The organism is Pseudooctadecabacter sp., from assembly GCF_965657175.1.
GTDB lineage: Bacteria > Pseudomonadota > Alphaproteobacteria > Rhodobacterales > Rhodobacteraceae > Octadecabacter.
Map to the genome: position 1 here is coordinate 62,395 of NZ_CBFHNH010000008.1, position 12,883 is coordinate 75,277.

At 58.9% G+C, this 12,883-nt stretch carries 13 protein-coding genes; 12 read left to right on the forward strand and 1 reads right to left on the reverse strand.

What is annotated here, in order from left to right:
- Nucleotides 1–47: 47 nt before the first annotated feature.
- The 3 genes from ACTG36_RS08825 to ACTG36_RS08835 are packed head-to-tail and all read left to right on the forward strand — an operon-like array spanning nucleotide 48 to nucleotide 3,233.
- On the forward strand, nucleotides 48–1,364 hold the full coding sequence (locus tag ACTG36_RS08825) for a hypothetical protein (RefSeq protein ID WP_375281226.1): 1,317 nt from the start codon (nucleotides 48–50) through the stop codon (nucleotides 1,362–1,364).
- The gene (locus ACTG36_RS08830) at nucleotides 1,361–2,176 is read left to right on the forward strand and encodes a hypothetical protein (protein ID WP_375281225.1); all 816 of its coding nucleotides are present in this window, start codon (nucleotides 1,361–1,363) and stop codon (nucleotides 2,174–2,176) included. Before ACTG36_RS08825 ends, ACTG36_RS08830 begins: the two co-directional genes overlap by 4 nt.
- A 55-nt stretch (nucleotides 2,177–2,231) precedes the next feature.
- Nucleotides 2,232–3,233, forward strand: a complete 1,002-nt coding sequence (locus ACTG36_RS08835; protein WP_375281224.1) for a phosphatase domain-containing protein — start codon at nucleotides 2,232–2,234, stop codon at nucleotides 3,231–3,233.
- Nucleotides 3,234–3,323: 90 nt separating this feature from the next.
- On the opposite strand, the gene ACTG36_RS08840 is transcribed toward ACTG36_RS08835, so the two are convergent.
- Nucleotides 3,324–3,821, reverse strand: coding sequence for a PAS domain-containing protein (locus tag ACTG36_RS08840; RefSeq protein ID WP_375281223.1), 498 nt, complete (start codon nucleotides 3,819–3,821; stop codon nucleotides 3,324–3,326).
- 55 nt (nucleotides 3,822–3,876) lie between these two features.
- On the opposite strand from ACTG36_RS08840, the gene ACTG36_RS08845 reads away from it, so the two are divergent.
- The 9 genes from ACTG36_RS08845 (at nucleotide 3,877) to ureG (ending at nucleotide 12,808) form a co-directional block, all read left to right on the forward strand.
- Entirely contained in the window at nucleotides 3,877–7,326 is a 3,450-nt protein-coding gene (locus ACTG36_RS08845; RefSeq protein ID WP_439142039.1) for a CheR family methyltransferase, read from the forward strand.
- 3 nt (nucleotides 7,327–7,329) lie between these two features.
- Complete coding sequence (locus ACTG36_RS08850) at nucleotides 7,330–7,713, forward strand: response regulator (RefSeq protein WP_375281220.1); 384 nt, start codon at nucleotides 7,330–7,332, stop codon at nucleotides 7,711–7,713.
- 323 nt (nucleotides 7,714–8,036) lie between these two features.
- Nucleotides 8,037–8,732: an urease accessory protein UreD gene (locus tag ACTG36_RS08855; RefSeq protein ID WP_439142041.1), complete on the forward strand. Its 696-nt coding sequence runs from the start codon at nucleotides 8,037–8,039 to the stop codon at nucleotides 8,730–8,732.
- A 1-nt stretch (nucleotide 8,733) separates the two neighbouring features.
- Nucleotides 8,734–9,036, forward strand: coding sequence for an urease subunit gamma (locus ACTG36_RS08860; RefSeq protein ID WP_439142043.1), 303 nt, complete (start codon nucleotides 8,734–8,736; stop codon nucleotides 9,034–9,036).
- 43 nt (nucleotides 9,037–9,079) lie between these two features.
- Nucleotides 9,080–9,385, forward strand: a complete 306-nt coding sequence (locus ACTG36_RS08865) for an urease subunit beta (RefSeq protein WP_375281217.1) — start codon at nucleotides 9,080–9,082, stop codon at nucleotides 9,383–9,385.
- 1 nt (nucleotide 9,386) lies between these two features.
- Entirely contained in the window at nucleotides 9,387–11,096 is a 1,710-nt protein-coding gene (ureC, locus tag ACTG36_RS08870; RefSeq protein ID WP_439142046.1) for an urease subunit alpha, read from the forward strand.
- Complete coding sequence (locus ACTG36_RS08875) at nucleotides 11,096–11,572, forward strand: urease accessory protein UreE (protein WP_375281215.1); 477 nt, start codon at nucleotides 11,096–11,098, stop codon at nucleotides 11,570–11,572. Before ureC ends, ACTG36_RS08875 begins: the two co-directional genes overlap by 1 nt.
- Nucleotides 11,526–12,197, forward strand: coding sequence for an urease accessory protein UreF (locus tag ACTG36_RS08880; protein WP_375281214.1), 672 nt, complete (start codon nucleotides 11,526–11,528; stop codon nucleotides 12,195–12,197). The genes ACTG36_RS08875 and ACTG36_RS08880 overlap by 47 nt, the downstream gene beginning before the upstream one ends.
- Entirely contained in the window at nucleotides 12,194–12,808 is a 615-nt protein-coding gene (gene ureG, locus ACTG36_RS08885; protein WP_375281213.1) for an urease accessory protein UreG, read from the forward strand. Before ACTG36_RS08880 ends, ureG begins: the two co-directional genes overlap by 4 nt.
- The last annotated feature ends 75 nt before the right edge of the window (nucleotides 12,809–12,883 follow it).

Here is a 12,883-nt window from a genome sequence, read left to right on the forward strand (position 1 = left end):
GCGGATTTTGCCCCATATATCAGGGCACTGAACTTGGGGGCGGCATCATGACAGACGAACGATTGACCCATGCGGAGGCGCAGGGCGTGCGCTACGCGACGGAGCTTGAGGGGCATATCCGGTGGCTCGATAGCTTTTCTGCCGCCGCTTTGGGCGTGTTGGCGGTGGCGTCCGGCATCTACACCTACCTTGGGGTGACGTCGCTTTTGGATGACAACGGCGCGCTGAGCTTTTTTGCCGCGATCAGTTATTCCATCGCCGTGTCTGTCGGCATTTTCGTGTTCTGGTCCTACCTCATGCGGCTTTTGCCTGCGGTGCGGACTGTGGGCGCGCGGATGGGTCTGTTTGTGTCGATGCTGTTCGGGTCGCTGGCGATTATCGCCATGTCGTCGTGGCTGAATGCGGCGGCCTTGGCGGGGGCGGCTGCGGTGGAGCAACACTTGGCGCGCACGGTGCAGGATTATCAAACCGCTCTTGAACGCGCCAATGAGATCGCGGTGTCCGCCCAAGGCCTTGAACGGGACGTGGCCCGCGTGCGCCAGTCGTTTGAGGACCTCAGCGAACAGGAAGCCACCGGCGATCTGTCAGGCCTCGCTGGACGCGGGGCGGTGTTCCGCCTGCTGCGGCAGAAATCGGACGAATTGGCGGGGCTGGAGGCGCAAATCGGCAGCCAACAGCCGCTGGTCAACGCAGCCTTTGCCGAAGGCAACGCGATCCTCAGCCGGATGCGGCAGTTGACGGTGGAACCGGGCCCGATCGAAGTCCGCTCCGTCCAGTTTTCCGAAGAAGCCGTGCGCCTGTCGGGCGTCATCACCCAGTTGCGCCAGCTGTCCGTAGCCCCGTTGGTGAGCCGGGCCGCACAGGATTTGTCCGCCTCCGTCGTGTTGCCCGAACTTGACGGCAGCACAGCCGCCAGCCGCGCAGGCCAGCAATCCACGATCCAGTCGGTCCTGCAGTTGTTGGGCCAACGCGCCGAAACCCTGCGCCGTGCCGCCGAAGGCGTCATCGCCATGCCGCCCCCGTCCGAGACGATCTATACCCCGATCAGCACCGCGGACGCGGTCATCCGCTATGCCGAAAACTTTGTGCCCAGTTGGGCTGGGGCCATCGCGATTGATCTGTTGCCAGCCGTTTTGGTGTTCATCCTTGCGATCACCCATGCTGCGATCCGGTCCGGCAAGTCGCGGGTCGGTGTCGAAGACACAATGACCATCGCGGAGTTGCGCGCGGCGCTAAACGCCGTGGGCGATATGGAGGCCGCGATGAGCCGCGCCAAAAACAACGCCGCTGACCTGCCCAAACCGCTGCCCGGTCCTGTTGAGACAGCGGACCCTGCTGCCAAATCAGGCCCCGACAACACATGACCGATCAGCCCGAAGACGACACCGATGAAAGCCACCACCCCGTGCGGCGGATGATTTATGGCGTCTTGGGTGTGCAGCTGATCCTTGCGGTGTTGCTGATGGGGGGTGATCTGTGGCGTGTCATTCCTCAGATTGGCCTGCCGTCGACCCAACCGCGGTTTGATACGCCGGTGAATCCCGGTGACCAGACGCGCCGCTACAGGCCTGCTGACATGCCGCTTTCGCCTGCGCGTGACGGCAATCCCGCGCGGCCCTTTACCTCAACCGGGGATATGCCGGACCGTTTGGCCTTTGACCGCAATGGTGTGTTTTTGACGCTGACGGGGCGGATCGCGCCCGGTGATGCGGACCGGTTCGAGGATTATTTGTTGGCCGAAGACACCGCAGGACGCGCGCCCCCGGAAACCCTGCGCCTCAATTCCCCCGGCGGGTCGGTGTCAGATGCCCTGACCATCGGGCAGCGCCTGCGTGATGAAGGCATGGCCACCGTGATGGAGGCCGGCGACATCTGCCTGTCCGCCTGTCCCTACGTGCTGTCCGCCGGAGTCACCCGCACCGTGGATGACGACGCGCAAGTGGGCGTGCACCAGCATTTCTTTGACACCAACACGATCCTGCCCGCCTTTCTGGCCGTTGAAGACATCCAGCGCGGGCAGGGGCAGGTGATGACCTATCTGATCGATATGGGCGTGGACCCCGAAGTCATGCAGCACGCCCTTGTGACACCGCCTGATGAAATTTACGTGCTGCTGCCCCAGCAATTGATTGATTACGCCCTCGTGACGGAAGTCTCCGCCGAAATCGAAGGGTGATGGCACTTTTGCGGTGCTCGCGCGTTGGACGCACGAACGCCACAAAGGATGCATCATGATCAAACACATGCTCCACCGCTTGTCCCTGCGCGCCGAACGCAGTTTCGACCGGTTCTTTCACCGCACGGGGGCAGGGCGAAAGGTTGATCCCTACATCGGATACGCCACCCCAGACGGGATCGTTTTGCGCGGGCGGGTCTTGTCCCATCTGCACCGCGACGCGCCTTTGAAAACGCAATCAAAGCTCGCCAATCTGCGCGACATGCTGGCGTTGTTTTTGACCGATGAGGTCGCCAATGCAGATGTCCGATCAGGCGACGTCGCAACCCGCACGGATGAGGAGGGATATTTCACTCTGCAACTGCCCCGCAGCGCCCAGCCGGGCTGGTCGACCCGCCTCGTGTCCGTGGACGGTGGTTCCCCTGTCGCGTGCCCCGTCATGGTGCCCCATCCCGACGCGCGGTTTATGGTAATTTCGGACATTGACGACACCATGCTACGCACCGGTGCCTATTCCCTCATCAAGAATCTTTACACGTCCTTCACGGGCAATTCTGCCACGCGTGAAGTCTTTGCCGACAGCATCGCGCTGATGCAACAGCTGCATGAAGACGGCCGCAATCCGGTGTTTTATGTCAGTTCTTCCCCCTGGAATTTACATGATTTCCTAAGCGATGTGTTTGACAATACAGGGCTGGTCAAAGGGCCGATGTTTTTGCGGGATCTGGGGCTGAGTGAAACGAAATTCATCACCGAAGGACATGGCAACCACAAAGGGGAGAGCATCGATACGATCCTTGCCGCCAAGCCCGACCTGCCAGCCATTTTGCTGGGCGACACCGGCCAACACGACGCCCGAATTTACCGCGCTGTGATTGGCCGCCATCCCGGCCGGATCGTGGCCGTCGGATTGCGCACACCGGGGCCTGGCTTGGATGCGGCGGACAAACATGACCTCGCCGCATTCGACGGCACGGACATTACGCTTTATGCGCAAGACACCTTTGATGGGCTGGCGGGACAGATCGCAAAATCACACCCCGCGCTATTCAGATAAGGGCACGGGTCAAATTTGGGCCTAAGCATCTGACCTGTCGCCATATCTAATCTTGCGCATCATGTCCCAAGACTTCAGCAGAAGGATCGTTCAATCCATGACCGTGCGGCGCTGGTCAAGACGCAGACGCAAGGCGTGATCAAGGATGTCTTTGTTGCGGATGCCCCATGTCTGGGTGGCCTCGACGTCCCGAAGCAAATGTAGGGCCTCGCTCTCGGGGAGTTCGAATTGCACGCCGAGGACCAGTTTGGAAAAGACACCGATCCTGCCCATGGTTTCCAGCATCAGCATGTTGAAAAACGGCTCCCGGTTCAGACGTCGGTTCCGCAAGATGACCTGCGTGCGGTCCTCACCGAACAGGGCGCGGCGAATTTCAAGGCGGGTGTTGTAATTGTCAAAGTCGCCCTGAAGGTAGCGGCAGTTCTGGCCCAGTTGGCGATGGGTGCTGCCGGTCATGTCCTTGAATTTGCGGTTCATATAGATCAGCGGACAATCCGGCACGGTCAGGTCCGACAAGGTCACCGCGTATGGAAGGTCGCCCAGAATGGCATCCAATGCGGTCAGCTGTATTTTAACCTCGTCAGTCATGCTGAACCGTGTAATCATATCACCGGTATTTCAAACAGAAAAGTAACCCGCGCATATGTTTGAGGAAACGGAAGATCAAGACAGACCTATCGTGGTGGGCGTTGGCGCATCCGCGGGCGGGCTTGAGGCGTTCAAGTCCTTGTTGAAGGGTCTGCCTGATGAACATGACATGGTTCTGGTTCTTGTGCAGCACCTCGATCCGGATCATGAAAGCCTGATGCCGGAGCTTGTGTCCGCAAAAACACTGACACCTGTTCACAGCATCGAAGACGGGATGAAAATTGAACGGGGGCATATCTACCTGATGCCTCCGGGCCATGAACTTGAAATGGATGGCGACGTCCTTAAGCTGGTTGAATTCTCATCGCCGCGGGGGCTGCGCAGGCCGATTGACCGTTTTTTCACGTCCCTGTCCATCGCCCACGGAGAGAACGCGGTGGCCGTCATTTTGTCCGGCACCGGCAGCGACGGGGCCAATGGCGCCCGTGAGGTGAAGGGGCAGGGTGGTCTTGTCTTCGTGCAAAACCCCGAAGAAGCGCAATACGATGGCATGCCGCAAAGCGTGATCCAGCAAAACACGGCGGATGTGGTCGTGGGGGCCGCTGAAATTATCGACGTCGTCCGCGATTATTTCAGCCTGCGGTCGCAAACGATTGACAGTTCAGACGAACACGGCGGTTTTCTGGACCGTATCATGCGCCATGTGCGATTTCGGACCGGCCATGATTTCAGCGAATATAAAGAGGCCACGATGCGCCGCCGGGTGGCGGTGCGGATGTCTGTCCTCAACATCCAGACGCCGCGCGACTACCTGTCATACTTGGTCGAAACCAAGAATGAGGCGGATATCCTGTTTCAGGATTTGCTGATCAACGTCACCAGTTTTTTCCGCGACACCGATCATTTTGAAACCCTCAGGTCACTGGTCATCCCTGAACTGATCGCCAAGACAAGCGAGCACGGCGATCTGCGGGTGTGGGTTGCGGGTTGTTCGACCGGTGAAGAGGCCTATTCCCTTGCCATTCTGATTGCCGAAGAAATCAGTCGCGTGAACAAGCAGATGAACGTGACAATCTTTGGCACCGACATTGATGACAAGGCGCTGACAGCCGCACGGCTTGGGCGCTATTCGGACAGCATCGCCATGTCCTTGCCGGACGGTGTGCTCGAACGGTATTTCAGACACGCCCAAGACGGTTACGAAGTCGGCCCACAGCTGCGCGAAATGGTTCGCTTTTCGCGCCACAGCTTCATCAAGGACCCGCCGTTTTCGCGGCTTGATCTGGTGTCGTGCCGCAATGTGTTGATTTATCTGCAGGAACCTTTGCAGGAACTGACATCGCGGGTGTTCCACTATGCCTTGCGCGAAGGCGGCTATCTGTTTTTGGGCCCCAGTGAAAACCCCAACGCGATCGACACCTACTTCATCGAAGCCAACGCCCGCGCGCGATTGTTCCGCAGACGACCCGGTCAGGCCAAACCCCTTAGCCTTGGGACGTTGTCTGGCGGCGTGATGAAACGCAAAGCCTCTGAACAAGAAATGATGGGCCAGCAAGAGGCTTTCACCGATGTGGAACGGGTCGTCCTCGACCACTTCACACCGGCCTATTTGCATGCGGACGCCAGCAACAGTCTGATCTATTCGTCGCCCAACGCCACGCGATACTTGTCGCTGCGGCCTGGCAAAATCAGCACCAATATGTTCGAAGTGATCGCCCCCGAACTTGAACCCACCTTCCGCCGGGTTGCGCGGTCCAGCGGCGAAATTAACGCGACCTCAGAATTTGAATTTCAGGGCGATATCAACGGCGTCGAACAAAGGGTCATCGTGTCCAGCCGCCGCTTGGGCGACGGGACGATCCTGTATGTTTTGGATGACGATCTGAAACTTCTCGAAAGCCGTCCTGGTGGCACGACAGAACTGGGGTCCAAACAGGACACCTATCTGCGCCAGCTTGAACTGGAACTTGATGAGGCAAAACAGGCCGTTCGCACCACAGTTGAAGAACTTGAGACATCGAATGAGGAACTGAAAAGTTCCAACGAAGAAATGATGTCCATGAATGAGGAACTGCAGTCCGCCAACGAGGAACTGACCACCATCAACGATGAGTTGCAGGAAAAACTGCGTGAGCTGAACCAGGTCAACATTGACCTTGATAACTTTGTGGTCAGCACGCAGGTGCCCACAGTGTTTCTCAGCGCGGATCTTACCTTGTTGCGTTTCACGCCGGAAACCGAAACCGTCTTTAGTTTTTCGGACGCCGATTTGGGCCGCCCGCTTAAGGATTTGAACGCGCGGATTGATCAGAAACGCCTGTTGGAATTGTGCGAACAATCGGTCAGGGACCAGACCGAACGTCAGGAAGAATTCAAAACGGACGACGAAACGGTCATTTTCCGTGTCCGGATCATGCCCTTTTCGCCCGACGGAAAAAAACAGCGCGGCGTGGTCTTTACCTTTCAGGATATCACCCTTCTACGCGAGGCGATCGTCACCGCCCAGACCGCCAAAGCGGAGGCCGAGGCACAAAGCCATGAGGTCAACCAGATTTACGCCAAAAGTCCTTTGGCGATGGGGCTGATCGGGCTGGACATGCGCTACATCCGCCTGAACCAGAAATTGGCGGACATCAATGGCGTGCCCATTGTCGCGCATCTTGGAAAAACCGTAAGAGAGGTCATTCCAGCTGTGGCCGACCAAACCGAAGGTTTGATCAGGCAGGTTCTTGAAACAGGGATAGCGATTACGGGCATACGCGTGACCGGTAGCACGATCAACGATCCACTGACCCAGCATGTGTGGGAAAGTGATTGGGTCCCTTTTGTGATCGACGATGAAATTGTCGCCGTCTCGGTCACGGTACGCGACATCACCGAACAGGTGACAACCGCAGATAATCTGCGCGACATCATGCATGAACTTGAACATCGTGTGAAAAACATGCTGTCAAACGTCAAGGCGCTGGTGAACCGCGCATCGCGCGATGCCACCACGGATAGCATGGTGTTTGAGACGTTGAACAAACGTATTCAGGGGCTGTCCCAGACCCATTCTCTGCTCACGGCCGAAGCGTGGTCGTCGGCATTGCTGGACCAGTTGTTCCGGTTGGAGACGATCGACGTTTACGGCGAGGATCGGGTAACGCTTTCTGGGCCGACAGTTCGTGTCAGTTCTGAGGCGACCTTGTCTATTGGTATGGCCATTCACGAACTGGCTACGAACGCGGCAAAATATGGTGCCCTGTCGGCTGCCGATGGTCATGTGCGCGTGACGTGGACCCGAATTGCAGATGCGCACAGCGATCGGTTGGTTATTGAATGGCACGAAACCGGCGGGCCCGAGGTCACGGAACCCACACGGTCAGGGTTCGGCACGCGCCTGATTGCGTCGACAATTGAAGGCAACCTTGAAGGAAAAGTCTCACAATTTTGGGAACCTTCTGGCCTGAAACTTGTTATGGAAATGGACTACGATGCAATCTCTGTAGCGGCTCAGGATTAAATTTTGTTTCAAGACAGCACGATACTTTACCTCGAAGATGAACCTTTGATCGCGATGGACACCGGCGATCATCTCGAAGACCTCGGATTTGCGCGTGTGAACATCGCCTATCGTCTGGCCGCTGCTGAGAAACTGGTTGCGGAACTAGATTTTGATTTCGCGCTGTTGGATATCAACGTGGACGGCGGACAAAACAGCCTCGACCTTGGCCGGACATTGGCCGAGAGAGGGACGGCTGTGATCTTTGCATCAGGCAACAGTGGTGCGGGCCGTGATTTGCGGGCCGAAGGTTATTCATTTCTCGACAAACCTTTTGCTCTGGCGGCCCTGACAGACCATCTGGCCGAGATGCTGTCGTTCCAGAAAGAACGTCGCACGGGGTCATAGCCGCGCGCTGGCCGTGGCCTGCTGTTTCCAAGGCGCACAATTTCTACGCAATATGATCTGATTTTACGCGTCTGGCGCGGCCAGCCATTATGGCTTTACCGCTTTGTTGCGCTGGGGCAGTCTTGCCGTTGGCGGCCCATGGGCCCCCGCGATAGGACCAAGGCCACTGATGAGACGTTCGCCCCATGTTGCACACCCCTGACCTGGGCCCTCTTGGGCCCGCCCAACGCCAACCGCGTGCGCGCGGCGTTTTGCGTGTGTCGGCCAAAGCGCGCGACAAGAGGTCGGTGATTGACGGTCTGCATCAAGCGGGATCTTTCAAGGTGGTTTTTCCACGCCACGCTGGACGGGCCTTGCAGGCTGTGACGGTGAACACGGCTGGTGGTGTGACCGGTGGGGACCGATTTGACGCGCAATTTGCGGCGGGGCTGGGCACCGATCTGACGGTCACCACCCAAGCCGCCGAACGCGCCTACCGCGCCAATTCCGATACGCCGGGCACCGTGACGACCCGACTTGCGGTTGACGCGGGCGCACGTTTGTCGTGGCTGCCGCAGGAGACGATCCTATTCGACGGTGCTGCCTTTTCGCGGCGCATGACTGTCGACCTTGCCCCCGATGCCCAGCTGTTGTTCGTGGAACCCTTGGTGTTCGGCCGCACGGCGGGTGGGGAGGTTCTCGAACAGGTCAGATTTCACGACACCGTCACGATCCGCCGTGGCGACACCCCTTTGTTTTGCGATGCCGTTGGGTTGGCGGGCGATGTCAGCGCCCAGATGCACCGCCGGGCCGGTGGGGCCGTGGCCCTTGCGTCGGTCGTTTATGTGGCACCTTATGCCGAGGCCACGCTGGCCGATGTGCGCGCCCTGCTGCCGCCCACCGCAGGGGCGAGCCTTATGGCAGACGACGTGCTGCACGTCCGGCTTTTGGCCCAAGACAGTTTCGAGTTGCGAAAAACCCTGATCCCTGTGCTGGAACGGCTCAGCACGGACCCACTGCCCCGCGTCTGGAGGATTTAAGATGCAGTTGACCCCCCGTGAGAAAGACAAGCTGTTGGTGTCGATGGCCGCCGAAGTGGCCCGCAGACGGCTGGCGCGTGGCGTGACGTTGAACCACCCCGAAGCGATTGCCCTGATCACCGATGCGGTCGTTGAGGGCGCCCGCGATGGCCGGTCTGTCGCCGATATGATGGAGGCGGGCGCGCAGGTCATCACCCGCGATCAATGCATGGAGGGCGTGCCTGAGATGATCCATGACGTGCAAGTCGAAGCAACCTTTCCAGATGGCACCAAGCTGGTGACCGTCCACAATCCGATCCGGTGATGGATTTGAGTATTTTTGGCAAAACGAAACAGGAGGGTGCGCAATGATCCCCGGAGAAGTGATGCCCGCGGCGGGCGATTTGGTGCTCAACGACGGGCGCGAGGCGTTAACCTTAATGGTGGCCAATACGGGCGACAGACCGGTTCAGATCGGATCGCATTACCACTTTGCCGAGGCCAATGGCGCACTTGACTTTGACCGCGATGCCGCGCGCGGGATGCGTCTGGATATTGCCGCCGGAACCGCGGTGCGGTTTGAACCGGGTCAGCGACGCGAGGTGCAGCTGATCGCCATTGGCGGCGCGCGGCGGATTTTCGGGTTTAACCAGGCTGTGATGGGGGATTTGTAGGATGGCGACGAAAATTTCACGGCACGATTACGCAGCGATGTTCGGCCCGACCACGGGCGACAAGGTGCGTCTGGCGGATACGGATTTGATCATTGAGGTAGAACGCGACCTCACGACCTACGGGGAAGAGGTCAAATTCGGCGGGGGCAAGGTTATCCGCGACGGTATGGGGCAGGCACAGACCACCCGCGCCGAGGGTGCGGTTGATACGGTCATTACCAATGCGCTGATCGTGGACCACACTGGCATCTATAAAGCCGACGTGGGCTTGCGTGACGGGCTGATCCACAAGATCGGCAAGGCGGGCAATCCCGACACGCAAGACGGTGTCGACATCATCGTCGGCCCCGGCACGGAGGCCATTGCCGGTGAGGGGCGCATCCTGACTGCGGGCGGCATGGACAGCCATATCCACTTTATTTGCCCTCAGCAGATGGAGGATTCCCTCCATTCCGGCGTGACCACCTGTTTTGGCGGCGGCACGGGGCCTGCGCACGGCACGCTCGCCACCACCTGCACGCCAGGGCCTTGGCATATTGGCCGCATGTTGCAGAGTTTCGACGGCATCCCCATGAACATTGGCCTGTCGGGCAAGGGCAATGCCTCCCAGCCGGCGGCATTGGTGGAGATGGTCAATGCCGGTGCGTGCAGCCTGAAACTGCATGAGGATTGGGGCACCACGCCCGGTGCCATTGATTGCTGTTTGTCGGTGGCGGACGACATGGATGTGCAGGTCATGATCCACACCGACACGCTGAACGAAAGTGGCTTTGTGGAAAACACGGTGGCGGCCATCAAGGGCCGCACGATCCATGCCTTCCACACCGAAGGGGCGGGCGGGGGCCATGCGCCGGATATCATCAAGATTTGTGGCGATGCGAATGTGCTGCCCAGTTCGACCAACCCCACAAGACCCTTTACGGTCAACACGTTGGAGGAACATCTGGACATGCTTATGGTGTGTCACCACCTCGATAAATCGATCCCCGAGGATGTGGCCTTCGCCGAAAGCCGTATCCGACGTGAGACGATTGCGGCCGAAGACATCCTGCACGATATGGGCGCGTTTTCGATCATCGCGTCCGACAGTCAGGCCATGGGCCGCGTGGGTGAGGTGTTGATCCGCACGTGGCAGACCGCCGACAAGATGAAGAAACAGCGCGGACGGCTGGCCGAGGAAACCGGTGACAACGACAACATGCGCGTGCGCCGCTACATCGCGAAATACACGATCAATCCGGCGATTGCCCATGGTATTTCCACGCACATCGGGTCGATCGGGGAAGGCAAGCGCGCCGATTTGGTCCTTTGGGATACGGCCATGTTTGGGGTGAAGCCTGAACTGGTTTTGATGGCAGGCACCATCGTTGTGGCGCAAATGGGTGATCCGAATGCGTCGATCCCCACACCGCAGCCCGTTTATACACGTTCCATGTTTGGCGCGATGGGCGGGGCATTGCCGCAGACTTCTGTCAGTTTCATTTCTGGGGCGGCGCAAGATGCCGGTCTGGGCGATAGGCTGGGGCTGTCCAAGCAGACCATCGCGGTGGAAAACACGCGCAACATCGGCAAAAAGGACCTGATCCTCAACGATGCATTGCCGGTGGTTGAGGTGAACCCTGAAACCTATGAGGTGCGCGCGGACGGGGAGCTTTTGACCTGTCAACCCGCCGACGTTCTGCCCATGGCGCAGCGGTATTTCTTGTTCTGATGGCGGATTTGACGGCACAGGATCACGCGCATAAGGGCGGATGGGCGACCGCGGTCGATGTCTGCGTGATGAGCTATGATGAGCGGTTCTTGCGTCGCCGGGTGGTGCAAACCGTGGGCGGATTGTCGGTGCTGGTGGATTTTGCACATACCACGTCGTTGGATCACGGGGACGCCTTGCGGACCACGGAGGGGACGTTCGTCGAAATCCAAGCTGCAGATGAGGCGTTGATGAAGGTCACCGGTGATCTGGTGCGGCTGGCGTGGCACATCGGCAACCGGCATACGCCATGCCAGATCGCCGCCGACCATCTGTTGATCCAAACCAACACAGTCATGCGCGATATGTTGGGCAAGTTGGGCGCGCAGGTTGAGGATGTGACCCTGCCGTTCACGCCTGAGGGCGGGGCCTACGGCCATGGGCGCACCCATGGGCATGATCACGGGGCCAGTCATGGTGGCGATCATGGCCATTGATCCGGTTCTGACCCTCGCCCAGTGGTTTTCGCCGGCCTATCCGGTGGGCGCTTTTGCCTATTCGCACGGGCTGGAACAGGCGATTGCGGACGGCGATGTGACCGATACGGCGTCGTTGCAGGCATGGATCAAGGCCGTTTTGCACCACGGGGCAGGGCGCAATGATGCGCTGTTTCTGGCGGCAAGCTATCATGGGCCGGACCCCGCGGTGATTGACGCCCATTTGCGCGCCTTTGCGTCGTCCAAGGAACGCCTGATGGAGGCTGATTTGCTGGGCCGCGCCTTTGCTCAGATCACCGCATCTTTGACCGGACATGACCTGAGCCATTTGACCTATCCGGTGGCGGTGGGACGGGCGGCGGCACTCGTTGACCTGCCGATTGAATTGACGACGGCGATGTTTTTGCAAGCCTTTGTCAGCTCCCTTGTGTCCGTCGGCCAGCGGTTGATCCCCATTGGTCAGACCGACGGGCAGACCATCATCGCGGCACTGGCCGCCGACTGCCAGCAGATCGCCCGTGACACCGAAGGCGGTGATCTGTCGGACCTGTCATCCACCGCCTTTCTGAGCGATATCGCCGCCATGCGCCACGAAACCCTGACTTCGAGAGTATTTCGCACATGACCAAAACAAACGGCCCCCTTCGGATCGGCATTGGCGGCCCCGTTGGCGCGGGCAAAACCACGCTGACGGCGCAACTGGCGCGGCATTGGTCGGAGCAGTATTCTGTCGGCGTCATTACCAACGATATCTACACCCAAGAAGACGCCGAAGAATTGGTCCGCCAGCAGGTGTTGCCCTCAGATCGGATCATCGGGGTGGAAACGGGGGGTTGTCCGCACACGGCTATTCGTGAGGATGCGTCAATCAATTTGGCCGCGGTCGCGGAAATGCGCGCGCGCCATCCGGACCTTGATGTGGTGCTGATCGAAAGTGGCGGTGACAACCTGTCGGCAACCTTTTCGCCGGAACTGGCGGATATTACTCTTTACGTGATTGACGTGGCAGCGGGCGAGGAAATCCCCCGCAAAGGCGGGCCTGCCATCACCAAATCGGACATTTTGATCATCAACAAAACCGACCTTGCGCCCTATGTGGGGGCTGATCTGGGTGTGATGGAACGGGATGCCACACGGATGCGCGGGAAATTTCCGTTTGTGTTCAGTGTCCTACGACATGGCAAAGGCGTTGATGAAATTGCGTCACTTGCCCAGAAATTGGGCGGTCTGGGCTGATCAATCTGGTCAATTTTTGTGCCTATGCATACAAAATGACTATTTACCGTTTGGTAAATTCCCCAAGCCTCTTGC

Bases quoted from the DNA above. Each gene is read 5' to 3' on its own strand.
- ACTG36_RS08825 (WP_375281226.1), top strand. From the start codon at position 48: ATGACAGACGAACGATTGACCCATGCGGAGGCGCAGGGCGTGCGCTAC.
- ACTG36_RS08830 (WP_375281225.1), top strand. From the start codon at position 1,361: ATGACCGATCAGCCCGAAGACGACACCGATGAAAGCCACCACCCCGTG.
- ACTG36_RS08835 (WP_375281224.1), top strand. From the start codon at position 2,232: ATGATCAAACACATGCTCCACCGCTTGTCCCTGCGCGCCGAACGCAGT.
- ACTG36_RS08840 (WP_375281223.1), bottom strand. From the start codon at position 3,821: ATGACTGACGAGGTTAAAATACAGCTGACCGCATTGGATGCCATTCTG.
- ACTG36_RS08845 (WP_439142039.1), top strand. From the start codon at position 3,877: ATGTTTGAGGAAACGGAAGATCAAGACAGACCTATCGTGGTGGGCGTT.
- ACTG36_RS08860 (WP_439142043.1), top strand. From the start codon at position 8,734: ATGCAGTTGACCCCCCGTGAGAAAGACAAGCTGTTGGTGTCGATGGCC.
- ACTG36_RS08865 (WP_375281217.1), top strand. From the start codon at position 9,080: ATGATCCCCGGAGAAGTGATGCCCGCGGCGGGCGATTTGGTGCTCAAC.
- ureC (WP_439142046.1), top strand. From the start codon at position 9,387: ATGGCGACGAAAATTTCACGGCACGATTACGCAGCGATGTTCGGCCCG.
- ACTG36_RS08875 (WP_375281215.1), top strand. From the start codon at position 11,096: ATGGCGGATTTGACGGCACAGGATCACGCGCATAAGGGCGGATGGGCG.
- ACTG36_RS08880 (WP_375281214.1), top strand. From the start codon at position 11,526: ATGGGCATGATCACGGGGCCAGTCATGGTGGCGATCATGGCCATTGAT.
- ureG (WP_375281213.1), top strand. From the start codon at position 12,194: ATGACCAAAACAAACGGCCCCCTTCGGATCGGCATTGGCGGCCCCGTT.